General features: G+C 36.2%; 19 protein-coding genes and 2 tRNA genes. 15 read left to right on the forward strand and 6 right to left on the reverse strand.

Annotated features, from left to right (window positions below; genetic code table 11):
* Window positions 1–150: 150 nt before the first annotated feature.
* The gene (locus OSO01_RS19370) at window positions 151–708 is read right to left on the reverse strand and encodes a DUF1697 domain-containing protein (protein ID WP_147212131.1); all 558 of its coding nucleotides are present in this window, start codon (window positions 706–708) and stop codon (window positions 151–153) included.
* Between the two features lie 196 nt (window positions 709–904).
* On the opposite strand from OSO01_RS19370, the gene OSO01_RS19375 reads away from it, so the two are divergent.
* The 10 genes from OSO01_RS19375 (at window position 905) to OSO01_RS19420 (ending at window position 8,191) form a co-directional block, all read left to right on the forward strand.
* Window positions 905–1,273: a hypothetical protein gene (locus OSO01_RS19375; protein WP_147212132.1), complete on the forward strand. Its 369-nt coding sequence runs from the start codon at window positions 905–907 to the stop codon at window positions 1,271–1,273.
* A complete protein-coding gene (gene yidC, locus OSO01_RS19380; RefSeq protein ID WP_147212133.1) occupies window positions 1,225–2,007 on the forward strand; it encodes a membrane protein insertase YidC in 783 nt (260 codons plus the stop codon). Before OSO01_RS19375 ends, yidC begins: the two co-directional genes overlap by 49 nt.
* A gap of 687 nt (window positions 2,008–2,694) precedes the next feature.
* Window positions 2,695–2,771: transfer RNA gene (locus OSO01_RS19385), tRNA-Met, on the forward strand.
* 59 nt (window positions 2,772–2,830) lie between these two features.
* A tRNA-Asp gene (locus OSO01_RS19390) sits at window positions 2,831–2,907 on the forward strand.
* A 367-nt stretch (window positions 2,908–3,274) separates the two neighbouring features.
* On the forward strand, window positions 3,275–4,234 hold the full coding sequence (thiL, locus tag OSO01_RS19395) for a thiamine-phosphate kinase (protein WP_147212134.1): 960 nt from the start codon (window positions 3,275–3,277) through the stop codon (window positions 4,232–4,234).
* 15 nt (window positions 4,235–4,249) lie between these two features.
* Entirely contained in the window at window positions 4,250–4,690 is a 441-nt protein-coding gene (gene tsaE / locus OSO01_RS19400; RefSeq protein WP_186813714.1) for a tRNA (adenosine(37)-N6)-threonylcarbamoyltransferase complex ATPase subunit type 1 TsaE, read from the forward strand.
* Between the two features lie 11 nt (window positions 4,691–4,701).
* On the forward strand, window positions 4,702–5,406 hold the full coding sequence (tsaB, locus tag OSO01_RS19405; protein ID WP_147212136.1) for a tRNA (adenosine(37)-N6)-threonylcarbamoyltransferase complex dimerization subunit type 1 TsaB: 705 nt from the start codon (window positions 4,702–4,704) through the stop codon (window positions 5,404–5,406).
* Window positions 5,403–5,852 (forward strand): ribosomal protein S18-alanine N-acetyltransferase, encoded by a 450-nt coding sequence (gene rimI / locus OSO01_RS19410; protein ID WP_147212137.1) that lies wholly within the window; start codon window positions 5,403–5,405, stop codon window positions 5,850–5,852. The genes tsaB and rimI overlap by 4 nt, the downstream gene beginning before the upstream one ends.
* Window positions 5,849–6,859, forward strand: a complete 1,011-nt coding sequence (tsaD, locus tag OSO01_RS19415; RefSeq protein WP_147212138.1) for a tRNA (adenosine(37)-N6)-threonylcarbamoyltransferase complex transferase subunit TsaD — start codon at window positions 5,849–5,851, stop codon at window positions 6,857–6,859. Before rimI ends, tsaD begins: the two co-directional genes overlap by 4 nt.
* 159 nt (window positions 6,860–7,018) lie before the next feature.
* On the forward strand, window positions 7,019–8,191 hold the full coding sequence (locus OSO01_RS19420) for an FtsW/RodA/SpoVE family cell cycle protein (RefSeq protein ID WP_147212139.1): 1,173 nt from the start codon (window positions 7,019–7,021) through the stop codon (window positions 8,189–8,191).
* 66 nt (window positions 8,192–8,257) lie between these two features.
* Here OSO01_RS19420 and OSO01_RS19425 read toward each other — a convergent pair whose 3' ends face one another.
* Complete coding sequence (locus tag OSO01_RS19425) at window positions 8,258–9,421, reverse strand: CBS domain-containing protein (RefSeq protein ID WP_147212140.1); 1,164 nt, start codon at window positions 9,419–9,421, stop codon at window positions 8,258–8,260.
* A gap of 144 nt (window positions 9,422–9,565) precedes the next feature.
* Window positions 9,566–11,500 carry an ABC-F family ATP-binding cassette domain-containing protein gene (locus OSO01_RS19430; RefSeq protein ID WP_147212205.1) on the reverse strand — a complete coding sequence of 645 codons (1,935 nt, stop codon included), beginning with the start codon at window positions 11,498–11,500 and terminating at the stop codon, window positions 9,566–9,568.
* Between the two features lie 607 nt (window positions 11,501–12,107).
* Here OSO01_RS19430 and OSO01_RS19435 point away from each other — a divergent pair.
* Window positions 12,108–12,743 carry a redox-sensing transcriptional repressor Rex gene (locus OSO01_RS19435; protein WP_147212141.1) on the forward strand — a complete coding sequence of 212 codons (636 nt, stop codon included), beginning with the start codon at window positions 12,108–12,110 and terminating at the stop codon, window positions 12,741–12,743.
* Between the two features lie 85 nt (window positions 12,744–12,828).
* Here OSO01_RS19435 and OSO01_RS19440 read toward each other — a convergent pair whose 3' ends face one another.
* Window positions 12,829–13,023, reverse strand: a complete 195-nt coding sequence (locus OSO01_RS19440) for a YdiK family protein (protein WP_147212142.1) — start codon at window positions 13,021–13,023, stop codon at window positions 12,829–12,831.
* Between the two features lies 1 nt (window position 13,024).
* On the reverse strand, window positions 13,025–13,726 hold the full coding sequence (locus OSO01_RS19445; protein WP_147212143.1) for a CPBP family intramembrane glutamic endopeptidase: 702 nt from the start codon (window positions 13,724–13,726) through the stop codon (window positions 13,025–13,027).
* 512 nt (window positions 13,727–14,238) lie between these two features.
* On the opposite strand from OSO01_RS19445, the gene groES reads away from it, so the two are divergent.
* Window positions 14,239–14,520, forward strand: a complete 282-nt coding sequence (groES, locus tag OSO01_RS19450; protein ID WP_040983890.1) for a co-chaperone GroES — start codon at window positions 14,239–14,241, stop codon at window positions 14,518–14,520.
* A gap of 218 nt (window positions 14,521–14,738) precedes the next feature.
* Window positions 14,739–16,370, forward strand: a complete 1,632-nt coding sequence (groL, locus tag OSO01_RS19455) for a chaperonin GroEL (protein ID WP_147212144.1) — start codon at window positions 14,739–14,741, stop codon at window positions 16,368–16,370.
* 325 nt (window positions 16,371–16,695) lie between these two features.
* Here groL and OSO01_RS19460 read toward each other — a convergent pair whose 3' ends face one another.
* A complete protein-coding gene (locus OSO01_RS19460) occupies window positions 16,696–17,361 on the reverse strand; it encodes a DUF4352 domain-containing protein (RefSeq protein ID WP_147212145.1) in 666 nt (221 codons plus the stop codon).
* Window positions 17,362–18,233: 872 nt separating this feature from the next.
* Between OSO01_RS19460 and OSO01_RS19465 the strand changes: the two genes are divergently transcribed.
* Window positions 18,234–20,285, forward strand: a complete 2,052-nt coding sequence (locus tag OSO01_RS19465) for a BglG family transcription antiterminator (protein WP_147212146.1) — start codon at window positions 18,234–18,236, stop codon at window positions 20,283–20,285.
* Window positions 20,282–20,563 carry a PTS sugar transporter subunit IIB gene (locus OSO01_RS19470; protein ID WP_147212147.1) on the forward strand — a complete coding sequence of 94 codons (282 nt, stop codon included), beginning with the start codon at window positions 20,282–20,284 and terminating at the stop codon, window positions 20,561–20,563. The genes OSO01_RS19465 and OSO01_RS19470 overlap by 4 nt, the downstream gene beginning before the upstream one ends.
* Window positions 20,564–20,571 lie beyond the last annotated feature (8 nt).

Genomic DNA, 20,571 nt, shown 5'->3' on the forward strand with positions numbered 1-20,571 from the left:
ACAATGAAAAAGAGTTAAGCATACTAATGCTTAGCTCTTTTTTTGAATAAGTAAGTATTAATGCGGCTGAAAAATAAGCCCAGTGTGCTTTGAGGATGGGCTTACTTGCTCCGCTAAGAAATGTTTAAATATTTTTTCACCTCATTCTTTTTATTTCATTGTTTTGGCCATTGCTGCCAACTTATTGACTGTTTTCCAATTACGAGTTGTAGATTGAATATCTAATTTTTGAAGCTGATTTGCCAGTTTAGAGTTACGGACGCTGTCATAAAACAGAAGATAGATTTCTTTGTTTTGAATATGATATTTTTCTTTTTCGTTTTGGAAGCTTTGTAAGCTTTCTAAATTAACTATAGACAGATTGCTTGGGAAAAAGGCCACGTAGAGACTCTCTCCTACAGAATCTGCTTCAGCTATTTTGATTTCTTCAGCGGAGAAGGGACAAGCTGTCGTTAATTGTTCCCATTCCTCTGCGGTTCTCAGAATGACTGGAATAGAGAGTCTGTAATCTTCCATAATTTTATGCTTTATTTCCTCTCTAAGTTTCTTTTCCTGCTTATCTGATTGAAATAAAATATTTCCACTCTGTATATACGTTTGAACGTTTTCTAAACCTATTGCTGTAAGGGATTCTCGTAATTTCGCCATCTTAATCATATTTTTTCCACCTACATTAATACCCCGTAACAATGCAATATATACTGTCATATTTCGCAAGCTCCTTTAGCGTGAGTGTAGTCAGATATTTTTATATTATTTTACTCTATGACCTAAAGTAATACAAAAGCAAAATAATAATAATTTGCTTTTTTTCTCAAAGTAGCTGCAGATAGGAAATCCTTTATTTTTTTGATATAATTAACTTAAACGTTAACTTTTAAATTAGTAAAGGAGGTGAGTAACTATGTTTTTAGAGTTGTTTAATAATACTTTTATAGATTCTTCCATCTTTTATATGTACTTTGGTGTTGTTTTGATGACAATGGGAATTATGTATTTTGTTAATCTGCATCATAATACCCCTGTTGTCTATGAATATTCTTTTGGGGGCAGGCACCAAAATATTAAAATTAATAAGAATCAAATGGGGAAGACGTTAATTATTAATGAACCCTTTATGATTTGGCTTATCATAACATTTAAAAGAATAGACCAAAAAGATGATAAAATAGACAACCTATCCTCTTGTTTTAAAAATGAGTTTAAAATAAGAGGAGGACAATTATGGAAAAACATGGCTTACTCACAGCCTTTAAAAAATACAGGTTTTTAATTTTAGTACTATTGCTTGTCTTTGTACTTGCGGGGTGCGGAGGTAATAACGCACCTATTGACAGCTCATCAACGGGGTTCTTTGATCATTATTTTGTATATTCCTTTTCTCTGTTGATAAAAAAGATTGCTTCTTTGTTTCAGGGTAACTATGGGATTGCTATTGTATTGATTACAGTTATTATCCGATTTGTGTTAATGCCGTTCTTTATTCGTCAGTCAAAGAATAGTAAAGACTCGCAAAAGAAAATGGCTGTTATGAAGCCTGAGATGGATGAGATTCAAAAAAAATACAAAGGGAAGAGCAGTACAGAAGATCAGTTAAGTATGCAGAGAGAGTTAAGTGAGGTTTATAAAAAGCACGATTTTAATCCTGTAAAGATGGCTGTAGGTTGTTTGCCGCTGATCATTCAGATGCCTATTCTCCTGGGATTCTATTATGCTATTATGCGAACCCCGGAAATAGCTGAACATTCATTTCTTTGGTTTAGCTTAGGTGAAACAGATATTTTGTTTGTTGTTTTTGCTGTACTTATTTACTATCTTCAAGCAAGAGTAAGTCTTATTGGTCTGGATGAAGCTCAGCGAAAGCAAATGGCAGTTATGAGCTTTATATCCCCAATTATGATTGGAGTAGTTTCCTTAAATGCGCCTGCAGCTTTGCCTTTGTATTGGGCTGTCGGAGGAATGTTTATGATTGTACAGACGCTGATTATAAAAAAATATGTGATTTAATATGAGAGAATGATAAATGAATATAAAAATATAGATTCCTTTTTCATACTGGAGTCAGATCGATAAGGTCTATTATTCTCAATAACAGTCTGTAAAAAACGCTTATTTTGTCTATTAGACTTGACAAAATAAGCGTTTTTTTTTATAAATAATATCATCAGACAAGCAATTTATTTGCCTGATATTACTGCCTCAAAGGTTTCAACCTTTTGCTTTGTAGTAAACGAATGCTCGTTCCATTCACTGGCCTGAAAAGAATTTTTTCTTGGTTCTATGAGGAGATGTTCAGAATTTGGGTAATTGTTATATCCTCAAATAACTTTACAATAATTAATAGGATGAGGATAAAAGCAGTTATAAAGGTCAATTCAATATTCTCCTTATTTTTATTTGGTGCTTTTTGAAATTATAGATGATATAGATTAAATGGCACATATTAACAAATTATATCAGATGATATTTTGAATGATAATAGCTGCTTTAAAAAAAACATATATCGGTATCTTCTATCAAGTAATTATTTAATATCATTCAAAATAGTTATAATCACTCCACATTCTGGATAAACTCATGATAAGCAAATAAAAATAAAAATTTTTTAAAAAGGTATTGCATTATTCCTTAAAAGGAGATATAATAAACCTTGTCCTTAAATAAGGAATTGAAAAAAATACTAATTATTCATATCGCGGGGTGGAGCAGTTCGGTAGCTCGTTGGGCTCATAACCCAAAGGTCGTAGGTTCAAATCCTACCCCCGCAACCAAATAAGATCCAGATTCACCATCGAAGTACTGGATAAGCTTTGATACTTTACATACTTTAGGTCCGGTAGTTCAGTTGGTTAGAATGCCTGCCTGTCACGCAGGAGGTCGCGGGTTCGAGTCCCGTCCGGACCGCCATGATTTTTTAAAATAATAGTAAACTGCAACACATGGTTTCCGCTAAGAAACATGTGTTTTTTTAATGCCATAAATGGGCCGGTATACTAATCAGCCTGTAAATAAGTAAAACGTTCTGCAGCAATAATTTGTAGCTATTTTTATGACATAAATTTTTATTTTTTGTCTTTGATTTGCTATGATAAGTAATAGATTAAAAAAGATTGTATTAAGGTCTCCTAATAACATAAAAATATGGCTGATCCAGTATTTCCGTAAATGAGCGGGGAATTGCAGAATCCAGTTCATAAGGAATGAAGCCGAACATTCTTTAACCTGTTATCTTTCTTATACTTTTCCAACCAGAAATAAAGGAATTGGTGATATCGTGGATGAATTTTCATTTATTAATGCTATTAAACCAAAAGCATATAATCAGCCGACATTGATCAAAGGAATTGGAGATGATGCCGCCGTTTTTCGCAGTACTTCAGACATTGTCACAACAGTAGATACTTTTGTGGAAGATATTCATTTTTCTTTAGATACGATGGAGCCTTTTCATATCGGATATCGCGTATTGGCTGCAAATATTAGTGATCTAGCCGCAATGGGGGCTGAACCGGCCTTTTATTTGGTTTCTATGTGTATTCCAAAAAAGTGGAGTCAGAAGGCATTAGAGGAAATTTATCAAGGAATGCATGAACTTGCGTCGATATATCAAATGGACTTAATTGGCGGAGACACGGTGTCGAGTGATCGTTTAATGATTTCGATTACAGCAATGGGCTATGTGCCAAAAGAAAGAGCAAGGTATCGAAGCCATGCCAAGCCGGGAGATATTATCTTTGCGACAGGAACATTAGGAGATTCAAGAGCTGGACTTGAGATATTGCTGCATCAGCAGGAATGTAAAGACAAAGACTATTATATAAGACGCCATCGATTACCGGAGCCAAAAGCAGCATTTGCATTAGGGTTACGGGAAATAGAACGTGTGGCATTAAATGATATTAGTGATGGAATTTCAAATGAAGCAAATGAAATAGCAGAGGCTTCCGGAGTGGAGCTTATTATTATAGAAGAGAAGGTTCCTGTTTCTCAAACCTTTTATCAATTTTCTGAAGAGCAGCAATACGAATGGAAACTGTCAGGAGGAGAAGACTTTGAGCTTTTAGGGACAGTGCCAGAAAAGGAATGGTCAAGGGTGCAGGAAATCGCTCATCAGGCAAATACGCCGATTAAGCAGATTGGCTATGTTCGCAAAACAGAAGAACCTCGTGTTCTTATTCAATCAAAGGAAGAGATAAAGCAGTTAACGAAAAGTGGATACACACATTTAAAGTAGGTGGATACGTTGCAAATGCTTTTAAGAACAGAAAACGATACACAGGATTTTGCGTATCGTTTAGCGAAAGAATTACAACCAAATGATGTCTTGACACTTGAAGGACAATTAGGTGTTGGAAAGACTACCTTTACGAAAGGTCTGGCAAAAGGGCTGGATGTTAAGCGAAATATCAGCAGTCCGACTTTTACCATTGTAAAGGAATACCGTGGCCGTCTGCCGCTTTATCATATGGACGTGTATCGTTTGGAGAATTCGATGGAGGATATTGGCTTTGATGACTATTTCTTTGGGAATGGCATCACCGTGATTGAATGGGCCAGTTTTGTTGAAGATTTTCTGCCAAAAGAGCGTTTGGATATTACGCTTTGTTATACAGGTAACGATAATCAGCGTGAAATAACACTTACTCCTTTCGGGGAGCATTTTGAACAAGTTGTCAAAGCATTGAGTTAGGAGTTTTTTTTATGAAAATACTTGCGATGGATACTTCCAATCAGGTTTTAAGTGTGGCATTATTAGACGATAAACAATTAATCGGTGAAATCACGACCAATATTGCTAAAAATCATTCCGTGCGTTTAATGCCGGCAGTGGAAAAACTGATGAAGGATGTGAATGTTAAACCTTCTGAATTAGATCGGATTATCGTTGCCAAAGGCCCTGGTTCTTATACAGGAGTCCGAATTGGTTTAGCCACAGCGAAAACAATGGCCTGGGCATTAGATATACCGGTTATTGGTGTATCCAGCTTAGAAGCATTAGCTTATCAGGGGATTTTATTTGATGGAATCATTTGTCCATTTTTTGATGCCAGACGCGGTTTAGTATATACGGGTGCGTATCAATGGAAAAATGAAAAGCTTGAAACTGTGATGGAAGAAGAAAATATATTAATGACAGAATGGCTGGCAAAGCTGAAGAAGTCAGGCGAAAAAGTATTGTTTTTAAGTCAGGACACAGAGGTTTTTAAAGAGCTTATTACAGAGTGTTTACAGGACAAAGCTGTATTTGCTGATGCGTCATTGCAGTTTCCCAGAGCAGTACATTTGGCTCTATTAGGTAGAGAAAGAGAAGCTGGTCCTGCTCATATACTTGTGCCGAATTATCTCCGTTTGGCAGAGGCTGAAGCAAATTGGCAAAAGCAGCAAAAGGAAAAAGCAGATTCATGAGCGAGGCTATTATTCGGCAGATGAATTTGGAGGATGTTCCAGGGGTAATGAAAGTAGAAGAGGCGTCATTTTCAGGTCCATGGGATGTGGAGATTTTTCATAAAGAGCTGTGTGAAAACGATCATGCTTATTATTTTGTAGCCTGTCTGGATGAAAGAATTATTGGCTATATTGGCACGTGGATCGTATTTGAAGATGGACAAATTACAAACTTTGCTATACATCCCGATATGCGTGGACGCAAAATTGGTGAAAAGCTATTTGGGTATGCTCTAACATTTATGGCGGGTAAAGGAGTAGAGCGGTTGTCCTTGGAGGTGCGCATTTCAAATATGGCTGCACAATCCTTATATAGGAAATTCGGGCTTGTTCCCGGCGGGATTCGAAAGCATTATTACACGGATAATTTTGAAGATGCTATTGTAATGTGGGTGAATTTAAAATGAAAAAAGATACAATAATTTTAGGCATAGAAACAAGCTGTGATGAAACAGCAGCGTCTATTGTAAAAAATGGGCGTGAAATCCTTTCTAATGTGGTTGCTTCTCAAATCGAAAGCCATAAGCGTTTTGGCGGAGTTGTTCCCGAAATAGCTTCCAGACACCATGTAGAACAAATTACAATGGTCTTGGAAGAAGCAGTAAAACAAGCAGAAGTAATCTGGGATGATATTGATGCAATTGCTGTTACAGAGGGACCGGGGCTAGTAGGAGCACTTCTTGTTGGTGTTAATGCAGCAAAAGCTCTCGCCTTTGCAAAAAATAAGCCGCTTATCGGTGTACATCACATTGCCGGCCATATTTATGCGAACCGTTTGGAAAACGAGTTTGTTTTTCCTTTATTAGCCCTGATTGTCTCAGGAGGACATACAGAGCTTGTTATCATGAAAGACCATTATGAGTATGAGCTGATTGGTGAAACAAGAGATGACGCGGCAGGAGAGGCTTATGATAAAGTGGCAAGAATGCTGAAGCTTCCTTATCCAGGCGGTCCGGAAATCGACCGTTTAAGTGCTGAAGGAAAAGTAACGATTGATTTCCCACGTGCATGGCTGGAGGAAGGAAGCTATGACTTTAGCTTCAGCGGTTTAAAATCGGCTGTTATCAATACGCTTCATAATGCAGAGCAGCGTGGTGAAACATTAGATCCTTCAGATGTTGCAGCAAGCTTTCAACAAAGTGTAGTTGAGGTATTAACTGAAAAAACATACCGCGCAGCACAGGAATATAATGTAAAGCAGGTTATTGTTGCGGGTGGTGTTGCAGCAAATAAAGGCTTACGGGAAAGTCTGAAAAAACGTTTTAGCAGCGAGGATATTGAATTGTACATTCCGCCGATTCATTTATGTACGGATAATGCAGCAATGATTGCAGCTGCGGGGACAATCTTATACAAAAAAGAAAAATTTGCTGCACTTGATTTAAACGCAAATCCTTCTTTAATGTTAGAATAATAATAGCTAATCAACGAAGTCTATGGATAAATACGTGATGAGGTCTTTATGGAATAATGGCTATTTTGAATTTTCGCTAATGAGAATTATGAAGAATTAAGGCTGGAATAGCTTCATAAAACGACAGGGTAGCGACAGAAGAAATTTGGTGGGAGTCCGATGAATAAAAAACAAAATTATTACTTTCAAACCGATTTAATCTTATTATTGATAGCTTTTGCGATAATAAGTTTTTTAGCGATATATAATGCACAGCAGCTGGAGCAGTATAATACAAACTTTGTGATCCGGCAAATGGTTTTCTACTGCATTGGAATTGGAATGATTGCAGCTGTGCAGTTTTTAGATTTAGAGCAATTATATAAAACGAGTCTTTATATTTATTTAGCAGGTGTTGTATTATTAGGTTTGCTTCCAATCAGTCCGGAATTTATTGCGAGATCCATAAACGGTGCAAAAAGTTGGTACACATTTATACCAGGGCTGACTTTACAGCCAGCGGAGTTTGTTAAGATATCTACAATTCTTTTTTTGGCAGCAGTGATTAGCAAACATAAAGAAAAATTTGAAGTAAGCACCTTTAAAACAGATATACGGCTTCTTGGAAAATTACTGTTGTATACGGCTATCCCTGTGTTTCTGATTATGCTGCAGCCGGATTTTGGAACAGCAATGGTATATTTATTTATTTCTGGGATGATGATTATTTTATCAGGGATTAATTGGAAAATTATCTTTTCTTTAATTATATCAGGAGTTGTCGTTGTTGCAGGTGCCTTACTAATAGTAATTGAATTTCCAAACTTTGCAGAAGAAACAATTGGGGTAAAACCTTATCAAATCGACCGTGTAATGACCTGGTTTGATCCGTCTCAGCAGTCATCGGATGCCAACTTTCACTTTGAACGTTCCCATATGGCACTTGGTTCAGGTCAATTGTTTGGAAAAGGAATGGGAAGCATTGAGGTGAATTATCCGGAAGCCCAGACCGACTTTATTTTCTCTGTTATAGGAGAAAGCTTTGGTTTTGTTGGCAGTGCCTTTGTTGTACTTCTTTATTTCATGTTTTTATATAAATTAGTAACACTTGGTTTAAATATTTATAAGCATTCGCCGTTTGGAGCATATTTTTGTTTTGGATTCTTAAGCTTAATGCTTGTCCATGTTTTTCAAAATATCGGTATGACAGTTGGAATTATGCCAATTACGGGTATTCCTTTACTCTTAATAAGCTATGGAGGAAGCTCGGTGATGTCAACGATGCTGGGTGTAGCAGTTATTTATAGAGTAGCCGTAGAAGAAACCATACAGAATGACTATTTATTTAAATAAAAATAATAAAGCAAAAGCGCATGAGAGATTTTTTAATCTTGATGCGCTTTTGCTTTATAATTAAAACTAACCTATAAATTGATGCTCTATAGTATCCTCATCATGCACGGTAACAATTACTGATTCAATTTTTCCGTTCTTCACAGACTGTATATTAAATAACAGATGTTTAAAGTGTATTTTGTTCTGATTTTCAGGCTGACTGGCAGTTAAATCAGATAAAAAGCTGTCTAATGTTTGATGTGGTGTATCTATGGGAAACTCTATACCGAGTGTACCTTCTAAATCAAATAAGCTGGTTGATCCATTAATCAGATAACGGCTGCCGGTAAGAGGCAGAATATCCTTTGATTCAGCCGCAATTGGCTTTTGATCCTCCAACAAGTCTTTTGTAATATCTCTGATAATATCTTCTAATGTAATTAATCCATGCGTTCCTCCAAATTCATCGAGAACGATGGCAATCGTATAATTTCTTTCCCTCATTTCCTTAAAAATATCATCAATTTCCTGGTTCATTCTGACATATACTGCAGGACGAATAATGTTTTTTAAGGAGAAGAAGGCAGGGGACACGCCTGTTTTTAGAACACGAAAGAAGTCTTTTACGTATAATATACCTGCAATTTGATCAATATCCTCTTCGTAAACCGGAATTCTTGTAAATTCTACCTCTTGAACGAGGGAAAATACTTCCTCCAGTGTTGCATCTATTTGCAGAACAGTTAAGTCGGTACGATGCGTTGCAATTTCTCCTACGTCTTTTCCACTGAATTCAATAATATTTTGAGCTTCACCTGGGCTTTTGTTCGAAGATGTCTGTAAATTTATTTCTGCTTTCCCGATGGAATTGCGGAATACCAGAGATAATCCTTTCCTGACAAGCTGAGGATGATTTTTAGTCAGCCACTTTGGTAATAAGAATCCCAAACTGACCCAAATTCCAAATAATAGCATGCTAAAACCAAGCACAATAATGAATTCATTTATTGCTTGAGAGAATGGCGAAACAGAATTGGAGAAATACCGGACAATTGGAAGTGAAACAGCCACAGTAAGCCATACGCTGCTGAAGAGGCCGATAAAAATGACCGCAAAGGGAAGAAAACGAAGAATAGAATCGGAACGTACTTCTTCAGTGATTGGGGCAGATAACGTTGTTTCCTTAAATGCGTAGTACGTTAAACTAACAAGAATAAAAAACAAAAAAGTAACGATGGGTATCGCCACGGGACAACAACCTCCATTTATCACATTAGATTATCTATCATAGGAAGAGTGATTACTGCTTTAAACCTGTACAGTATATAAAAAAAGCAGGCCATCATTATGCCTGCTCTCAGTATACAACAATCTGAAAATTATATCAATTGCTTAATTCTCTTCTAATACTGCCCATTCATTCATAAAGACATCCAGCTCTTCTTTTAAAGCTGATAATTTATCTGTTAATTCCATCGTCTTTTTATGATCATCAAATACATCTGGATTGGTCATTTCCAGTTCAATCGCAGCAATTTCTGCTTCCTTTTCTTCAATCAATGTTTCGAGTTCTTCAATTCGTCGTTTTCGTTTTCGTTCCTCGCGTTGGCGTTGTTTATCTTCCTGAAAGCTGAGCTTTTTTGCAGTGGAAGCAGGCTCTTCCTGATCCATCTGCTGTTCTTGTAATTTTAACAAACGCCGTTCTTCTTCTTCAGCCTTTTTTTCTAAATAATAATCATAGTCGCCAAGATATATTTTTACATTGCCAGCCTGCATTTCTGCAACTTGATCAGCGATTCGGTTAATAAAATAACGGTCATGAGAAACAAATACAATTGTTCCAGGAAAATCAATTAAAGCACTTTCCAATACTTCTTTACTATCAATATCTAAATGGTTTGTCGGCTCATCAAGTATCAGTAAATTTGCCTTTTGCATTTTTAATTTTGCCAGAGCCAGTCTTGATTTTTCACCGCCGCTCAGGGCTGATACAGGCTTTAATACATCCTCACCAGAGAACAGAAAATTTCCCAGGATAGTACGAATATCCTTTTCATTAATTAAGGGATAATCATCCCAAAGCTCCTGAAGAACCGTTTTATTAGAATTTAAATTTGCCTGTTCCTGATCATAGTAGCCTACTTGAACGTTTGTACCTAATTGTATCTCACCATGATTAGGCTGATGCTTACCTACAATATTTTTTAATAACGTTGTTTTGCCGACACCATTTGGACCGACCAATGCAATTCGGTCGCCGCGGTTGGCATGAAGTGAAATATTTTGAAAAATCGGCTGGTCTGTATCTGGATATTGAAAAGCTAAATCCTTTATTTTTAGTACATCATTTCCGCTTAAACGGTTAATCTGGAAGGAAATAGATGCAGAGGATTCATCACCCGAAGGGCGGTCGAGGCGCTCTATCTTTTCAAGTTTTTTTCGTCTGCTTTGTGCACGCTTGGTTGTTGAAGCGCGTGCCAGATTACGCTGGATAAAATCCTCCATGCGCTTGATCTCTGTCTGCTGCTTCTCGAATTCTTTCTTCTCCTGTTCATAATCCAGGGCTTTCTGAGTCAAATAATTACTATAGGTCCCATGGAACTTTTTGGAATGGTGTCTGGAAATTTCATAAACAATAGATACGGTTTTATCCAAGAAATAACGGTCATGCGATACAATAACGATGGCACCCGGATAATTTACTAAATAGCCTTCTAACCATGTGAGTGTGTCAATATCCAAATGGTTTGTCGGTTCATCCAGAATAAGAAGCTGCGGCTTTTGCAGGAGAAGCTTCCCGAGTGCTAGTCTTGTTTTCTGTCCACCGCTTAAATCCGTAATCAATGTGTCATAATCATAATCTCCAAAGGATAGTCCATTTAATACGGACTTGATTTCTGCTTGATAAACATATCCGCCGCTCAATTGATAATCATTTTGAAGCTTGTCATATCTTTCAAGCAGCTGTTGGTAAGCTGATTGATCGATTGCAGAAGGATCTGCCATCTGTGATTCCAGTTCACGTAATTTTTTCTCCATTGCCAAAAGCGGAGTAAATACATCCAGCATTTCCTTCCAAATTGTTTTTCCAGACTCTAAAGTCATATGCTGCGAGAGGTAACCGAATGTTAAATCTTTTGGTTTGAAAATCTCTCCTTCATCATAAGAGGTTTCGCCCGCCATGATTTTTAGCAGGGTCGATTTTCCGGCTCCGTTTCGGCCGACTATTGCAATACGCTCATTATTTTTAATCTCAATTTTTATATTAGAAAGAATCTCTTCTGCTCCAAAGGATTTAGAGATTCCATTTAATTGCATTAAAATCATCATTGCCATCCTTTCTAACTCACAAAAAAGCTGTTCAAAAAGTAAATAAAATAATGAAAGGATACATGCAGTTACTATCCTTTCTTTTTGAACAATCCTGTAAAAGGGAATAGGGTTCCATCTATAAGTGTAACGTATCCAAATGGAAGCTACAATAAAATTATAATAAAGTTCGCCAACTCGGCTCTATTTCTGTTAATATTAATAGTATAGAATGCGCTAGCGCATTATTTATTTTTTGAAATATAAGAGGATGTTCAAAAAGTCCAATAAAGATGACGCAGCGATAAGAGGATCTTCTACTAAGAACGCCCACGTCGTGTGGGCAACGCAGAAGCCATCGCAACACGTGAGAAGTGCGTTGACTAGCTTTTTCCATTGGGACTGGGACTGCGATTACTCGTCCCACGGAAAACATTTGCGGACAACACAGAAGTCATCACATCCTGTGAAAGTCCGTTCGGAAAAAGCTAGTCGCCTTGAACTTCTTGATCCTATTTATCGAACTTTTTGAACACGCACTACAAAGAAAACTTATATTTACAAATATTTGATTATGGTAAAATATTTGTTTTCTATACTTAGTAACCGAAGAGAGGCCGTTTCAATGGAACAAAATAAAATTCCACAGGCAACAGCAAAGCGTTTGCCTTTATACTATCGATTTCTCAATAATTTATATCAGCAGGGGAAGATGCGCGTATCTTCTAAAGAGTTAAGTGATGCTGTTAAAGTAGATTCTGCAACAATCCGCAGGGATTTTTCCTACTTTGGGGCTCTTGGGAAAAAGGGATATGGATATAATGTTGAGTATTTATTAGGTTTTTTTAAAAGTACACTGGATCAGCATGAGATAACCAACGTTGCTTTAATCGGTGTCGGAAATCTGGGTACTGCATTTTTACATTATAACTTTTTAAAAAATAATAATATTCGGATCACGATGGCATTTGATGCAGATAAATCAAAAGTAGGGACAGAAGTTGGCGGAGTTCCGGTTTATCATGTGGATGAATTAGAAGAGAAAATAAAGGGAATTGAGGTCGCCATTTTAACTATCCCGGCTGAAGAAGCAGATGCAACTGCAAAGAGACTTGTTGATCTAGGTATTAAAGGAATCCTGAACTTCACGCCGGCACGTATTACTGTTCCAAATCATATTCGTGTGCATCATATCGATTTAACAGTAGAATTACAATCGCTTGTATATTTTCTCAAGCATTATTCCTTAGAAAAGGAATAGGATAGTCTGGACATTGTTTATCCATAAAAAAACTAGCCCCTTAAAGGTCTTCTGAAATGAAAGAGACTGTTTAAGAGCTAGTTTTTTATTTTTTATTCTTTATTTTAAAATAAAATCGCAGCATCCGAAATCCGGCATAAAAATTTAATGCTGCAAATGCGGCCAATATAAGTGTAATAGTATCCCAGACGGTTGCCCCTTTGCTTAGGATACCTAAATAAACAAATAAAGCACCGAATAAAACATAAACAATTGCTTTAACTAAATAAGGTCGATGCATGTTACCCTCCAAAGAATAAAATTGTTTGTTCAAGCTGTTGTTGAATTTTTTCCGGATCTAATGTAAGTTGAGCCACTACTACAAGAGTATTCATTCCTGCATGCACGATGATTGGTACAATAATACGCTTTGTCTGTACATAAAGGAATGCAAAAACAAATCCCATTGCTGTATACACTAGTATATGCAGAAAGTCTAAATGAATCACGGCAAAGATAAGAGATGAAATAAAGGCTGCAAAGAAAAAATTCATTTTTTTATACAAAGATCCAAAAATGATTTTCCGGAAAATAATTTCTTCCAATATAGGCGCAAAAATTGCTGGAAGAATAATGAATATAGGTGCAATACGAGCAAGATCCATAAGAACCTGTGTATTCTCTGAACCAGGATCTATTCCAAATACCTCTAATTCAATCGTAGCAGCCAGTCCTTGAGCAAGAAGTGCCATAATAATTCCTAGAACAGACCAGACAATGATAGCACCAGCGCCAGCAGCGTCGGGATGAGCCCGAACCTGCATATCTGGTCTTAACAGCCATAGAACAATCACAAGGCCGGCAGCAAAACTAAAAACAGCCCAATAAATATTAGCAAGCACCGGGTCTGCATGGAATACCAATACCAGTAATGGTACTGCAAGATAAACAGAAATTTGCATAATGATATATGTAAGCATGACATATATATATCTTCGAGTCATAAAAACGCTCCTTTAATCTAAAATTAAAAACAGCTGTAAAAAAGCATTGGGAAAAGGAACTGCCCATCTTGTCCCGTAAAGCAGAAAACATCATAAGTGATTTTGCTGGACGGGTAATGATACCACTGATCTAAAGACGTGCAAGTTCATCATAACGTATATTCTAACACAACTGTCACTGAAAATTATAATCAGAAGTACATGAAATCATGCATCAAACGATGAAAAAAATCAATTTTGCATATTTGTATTACAAAATTACTCCCAACGTTTTACGATGAGATGAGTAATCACTGCCTAAAAAAGTATTTTATCATAGTAAAAGTTTTAAAGTATGAAGTATAAAGAAAACAACGTATTCTCAAAAATGAATATAAGTTTTTCTAAAAATTCAACATCATGATGCTTGCATTTTTTACAAGAATTAATTATTATATTAATTGGAGTTAGCACTCACTCGACAAGAGTGCTAATAAAAATAAAATGATTTGGAATTAAGGAGGCAATTCTACATGATTAAACCATTAGGAGATCGTGTTGTTATCAAACTTGTTGAACAAGAAGAAACAACTGCAAGCGGAATCGTACTTCCAGACTCTGCAAAGGAAAAACCGCAAGAAGGTGAAGTAGTTGCAGTAGGATCTGGACGTGTGGAAAATGGAGAAAAAGTTGCTTTAGAAGTTTCTGAAGGAGACCGCATTATTTTCTCTAAATTTGCTGGTACTGAAGTAAAATATGAAGGTACTGAATACTTAATTCTTCGTGAAAATGATATTTTAGCTATTGTAGGCTAAACAAATATACGATGAATCTTTAAAAGGAAATTCAAAAAGTCCAATAAAAATGACACATCGAATTTCTTCGTTAGCTTGCTTTTCCGGTGCTCACGTATTAAAAGCATACGCTGCGCTACTCAAAGCTGCGCTGCCTTGAACTTCTCGGTCATTTTCATCGAACTTTTTGAACATGTACTTTAATGAAACCCTGAATCAATTTGAAGGAGGAATTTTTAATGGCTAAAGATATTAAATTTAGTGAAGACGCTCGCCGTGCAATGCTGCGTGGTGTTGATACATTAGCAGACGCAGTAAAAGTAACATTAGGACCAAAAGGCCGCAACGTGGTTTTGGATAAAAAATTCGGTTCACCGCTAATTACAAATGACGGTGTAACAATCGCAAAAGAAATTGAATTAGAAGATGCATTTGAAAACATGGGTGCACAGCTTGTATCTGAAGTAGCATCTAAAACAAATGATGTTGCTGGTGATGGTACAACAACTGCAACAGTACTTGCTCAAGCAATGATCCGTGAAGGACTGAAAAACGTAACTTCTGGTGCTAATCCAGTTGGAATCCGCCGCGGTATTGAAAAAGCAGTAGCGTTAGCTGTAGAAGAATTAAAAAATATTTCTCAGCCAATTGAAAGCAAAGAAGCTATTTCTCAAATTGCAGCTGTATCTTCAGGCGATAATGAAGTAGGACAATTAATTGCTGAAGCGATGGAACGTGTTGGTAATGACGGTGTTATCACTATTGAAGAATCAAAAGGCTTCAACACAGAGCTTGAAGTAGTGGAAGGTATGCAATTTGATCGTGGATACTCTTCTCCTTATATGGTTACTGACCAGGATAAAATGGAAGCAGTATTAGAAGATCCATATATCTTAATTACTGATAAGAAAATTGGAAATATCCAGGAAGTATTACCAGTATTAGAACAAGTTGTTCAACAGGGTAAGCCGCTTCTTATGATTGCAGAAGATGTAGAAGGCGAAGCACTTGCTACATTAGTAGTAAACAAATTACGCGGTACATTCAACGCTGTAGCTGTTAAGGCTCCAGGATTCGGTGACCGTCGTAAAGCAATGCTTGAAGATATCGCTGTTCTTACAGGGGCAGAGGTAATTACAGAAGATCTTGGTTTGGATCTTAAATCAGCAACAATTGAACAATTAGGTCGTGCTTCAAAAGTTGTTGTAACGAAAGAAGATACTACAATTGTTGAAGGTTCTGGCGATCCAGAAGCAATTTCCGGCCGTGTTGCACAAATTCGTGCACAAGCTGAAGAAACAACTTCTGATTTCGATAAAGAAAAATTACAGGAGCGCCTGGCTAAATTATCTGGCGGTGTAGCAGTAATCAAAGTTGGTGCAGCTACAGAAACAGAATTAAAAGAACGTAAACTTCGTATTGAAGATGCGCTTAACTCTACCCGTGCAGGTGTAGAAGAAGGAATGGTACCAGGAGGCGGTACAGCACTTGTAAATATCCACGGTAAAGTAAGTGACCTTAACCTTGAAGGCGATGAAGCAACAGGTGCAAGTATCGTATTACGTGCTTTAGAAGAGCCTGTTCGTCAAATCGTTCATAATGCTGGATTAGAAGGTTCTATTATTGTAGAGCGTCTAAAAGGTGAAAAAGTCGGTATTGGTTACAATGCAGCTACTGATGAGTGGGTAAATATGGTTGAAGCTGGTATTGTTGACCCAACAAAAGTAACTCGTTCTGCACTTCAAAATGCAGCATCTGTAGCAGCTATGTTCCTGACTACTGAAGCTGTAGTAGCAGATAAGCCTGAAGAAGGCGGAGCACCTGCAATGCCTGATATGGGTGGAATGGGTGGCATGGGCGGAATGATGTAAGTCATTCTTAAACCCTTGATATATAAGGTGTTCACATCCTTTTTATGAAGCCTAAAGGCAAAAAGGTAACAAAAAAGTAACATTTTATTTCAAAAAAATATCTGAAAGGGCGTTTTCGTATAAAGTTTTCACTTTTGCGGAAGCGCCTTTTTTTATTTTCTTTGTAACATGTGTATATATTTATGATGTAGGTAATTAAACTTTATCTAGTAAGTGTAGCTATTGTGTATTGTCTATTTTAAGAAAAAAGCAGCGTCTGCCTATTTTTGCAGATGCTACTCTTTTTACCAGGTTTTGTCCCAGTCTCTATTAAAAAATATAATGCTTATTTGTTTAAATCTATTTCAACATCTATATCTTCACCAATAGTTTCGAAATTTTCATCACTTGTCCCACTGAAGATTAAGCGTACTGATTCTACATCTTCGGCTTTGGAATTCTCAAGTACATAATAGGAAGAGCCTGATTTATTAACATTACCGAAAAACTCACCATCAATATGATCACTCATAAGAAAGTCTGGTTCTAATTGTTCTCCTGTGGAAGTTGTTAAAATAGCTTGTGAAGCATAAAAATCTACGTTATCATCAGATGTATTTTCCACTTCCATATCAACTTGTATATATTCCAATTGATCTGTTTCAAAAGCATCTACATAATCTTCATTTACAGCCATAGAAACTCCATTAACTTTATTAATAGTCAACTCAATTGGCCCAGATTCAAATGTACCAATATTATCTGTTTTGCTGACTAATGTTGATTCTCCACCTTCATTTGTTACAACGTCTCCAACTTCAGATTCAGTATTTTCATCATTTTCTTCTGTTGCTGATTCTTCGTTTTCCTCACTATTGTTTTCTTCTTCTGCACTTGCTTCTGCTGTACCTCCATCTTCCGTAGAAGTTCCAGCTGAAGAATCTTTGCTGTCATCACTACAAGCTGCTAAGAATAACATCATACCTACTAATAAAAATAATAATTTCTTCAAAAAATCGACCCCTTATAATTTTATATCTATATCAAAGCCAAACTACTTGCTGGCTATTAAACTCTTCTTCATTTTTATGAGAAGGCTATAAGTCTAGTAATTGCTTCTACATAAAGAATTTAAAGTGCACTTACCAATATTACCAGTTTCCATACCTGCAGAAACGTGATGAATTATAATAGTATCTAACATTTAAACTCTCCTCGTTCTAATTAATAAATTATAAACCGAACGATTACATAGCATGATAATTAACATCTATATAACAGAAAATATTTCTAATTACTAATAAGATAATACCATGAACGTACGTTCTCTTATGATTACATATACCTAATTCGATTGTAAAAATTTTTGAGGTGATTTACCTCAACTTTTACTAATAGACATATTTCATTTGTTATTCGACAATTACCTTCCATATACTATCTATCTTACACTATTTATCAAATAAATACTATTGGATCAAATAAATAAAAATTATTAACTTTAGACTGTCTATGATTATTAGTTTGCTAAAAAATGTTCAGAGAGTCAGTGATTAAATGGGTTGTTCCTAACTCTTAAATAGCAGAGGTAAGAATTTAAATAAAATTTACTTAAAGTGGGGGCATATCCTGTATCCTTCAAAAATACATAATGATAACCGAATAGTTTACTCAATTAATACTATCCATATTTTGCAAGTGCTAAGAGGCTCTCCTGAAAATATAAGTGTACAATTATATCTGGCATGCCTGCTAATCAAAATACAATTTTAACAAGAAAAGGAAAGCACAATCTATGTAATCTATTCCAACATAAGTTGTGCCTAAACGTTGTTGTGACAATGTTGTAAGCGTTTTATAATTATAGTGAGAGGTGAGAGTAACATGTTAGATCAGCGCTCAATTCGACTAGTTGAAGAAATAATGAACCATGAACAGATTACGAAGCTGGAGCTGATGCAGCAGTTAAAATTATCCGATCGACAGCTGATGTATGACTTTGAGAAGGTGAATGGAATATTGGAAGGTTTTAATATTCCAAAGTTAGAAATCAGTCATCGATACTTTCGGATTTCGGCAGAAGCGAAAGAGGTTTTAAGGAAAAAATTACATTCTGACAGGAGCATAGGACAATATAACTTTTCAGAGGATAATCGAATTTATATGATTTATCTTTACGTTTATATCAAGAAAGAGCCTGTATCTAATTTTCACTTACAATCTCTGTTTAAAGTAAGTAAAAACACCGCTCTAAGTGATGTACGAAGGTTAAAAAAGAGTTGTCAGAATAAGGGTCTAATCTTCAGGTACAGCCGAAATGAAGGATACTGTATTGAAGGAAGTGAGATGGAGAAACGAAGAAGTGTTATTTCATGTATCCATCAATTGTTAGGCCAATCCATGGGAGAGGAATTTATCATTTATATTCTCAGAGCATGGAATCAGGAGGAGTCTCTAAAACAGACAAGGGACATCATGCAAAGATGGCTTGCAGAGCATGGGGTGCAATTAGTTAAAACAAGAAAAATAGAATTGATTTATTATTTTACATTTTTTCAGGCAGGTGGAAAAGAAGAACTATTCTTTTCGGAGGAAGAGAAGGAATTGCTGACAAAACAATCATTACTTCCTTTAGCAGGTTCTCTTTCTGAGCAGTTGTATGGAGAGGCGAGGGCAGTACAAGAAGTATATCTTGTAACGATTTTATTATTAACAGCAATAGAACATATTCAGCGGGTGGATACCCCTGAGCTACTAACATTATCAGAGGAGATTATTGAGGAGTTTGAAAAAAATACACTGCTTCCTGTGAAGAATAAACAGCTTTTGAAAGAAAGTTTATTTAATCACTTAGTTCCTGCCTACTTCCGAATTTTATTTGAAATTCCTTTTCATAATTCTTTATCAACAACTATCCAATCGGAGTATGCTGAGCTGTTCCAATTTGTAAAACGCTCCTTATTACCACTGGAGAGCTGGACAGGAAAAGAAATAAGTGAGAATGAAATTGGATTCTTCACCATGCATTTTGGCAGTATTATTGATCGTCAAAATACAATGGAAATTGGACGGGTTACGGGATTAATTGTTTGTGCAAATGGAATCAGTTCATCCATGATGCTCGCTTCTCAACTGAAAGAATTATTTCCAGAAATATATTTTTCAGAGGTGTTTAATGGAGATCAATTTGCTGATATATCTGTGCAAAACTATGATTTAGTATTTTCAACCATACCGGTAGAATCTTCCAAGCCGACATTTGTAGTGAAGCCGTTGATGACTCAGGTGGAGAAGAAGCATTTGCTGCAATCCGTTTATAAACATTTTCCTAATTTATCGAGCCATTCAAAGCATTTGATGATTGATGAGATTATGACTGTCATCAAAAATAATGCAACAGTCACCAATGAAGAAAAACTTTATGGAAGTCTCGTTCAATTATTTTACGCAACAAGTAATCAAAAAGAGGTGTATAAACCTATGTTATCCGAGTTATTGACAAAAGATATGATTCAAATCACAGAAGAGCATCTGGAATGGGAAGAAGCAATCCGTAAAGCTTCTATTCCATTACTTGACCAAAATAATATTCAAGAATCATATGTAGAAGCCATGATTAATAATGTGAAAGAATTGGGAACTTATATCCACGTTGGAAAGGGTGTAGGTATCCCCCATGCAAGACCTGAGAATGGTGTAAATAAGTTAGGCATGTCAATGCTTAAATTAAAAAGACCAGCCGCATTATTAGGAAAAGAGGAGCACCAGATTGATTTAATCATTTGCTTAGCAGCAGTGGATAATGAAGCACATTTAAAAGCTTTGGCCCAATTAACCAAAATATTAGGAAATGCTTCTTTCCTTAATCGTTTGAAAGAAACAGATTCAATAGACGAAATGATATTAACTATTCAAGAGGGGGAAAAGGTGTTATGAAAATTTTAACAGTGTGTGGATCAGGGTTAGGTACGAGTTTTATGGTAGAAATGAATATTAATCAAATTTTACAAGAATTAGGCGTGACGGGGATAGAGGTGGCACATTCAGATTTGAGTTCTGCAACTCCAGGTGATGCAAATGTCTTTTTCTTAGCGAAGGATATTGCTGACGGTGGAAGTCATTTAGGTGAAGTTATCGTCATGGAAAGTATTATTGATATGGATGAGCTGCGTGAAAAGGTAGAGAAATTGGTACGTGAAAAAGGTTATCTATAAACAGTCAC

This window comes from Oceanobacillus sojae (genome assembly GCF_007991515.1).
Taxonomy (GTDB): domain Bacteria; phylum Bacillota; class Bacilli; order Bacillales; family Amphibacillaceae; genus Oceanobacillus; species Oceanobacillus sojae.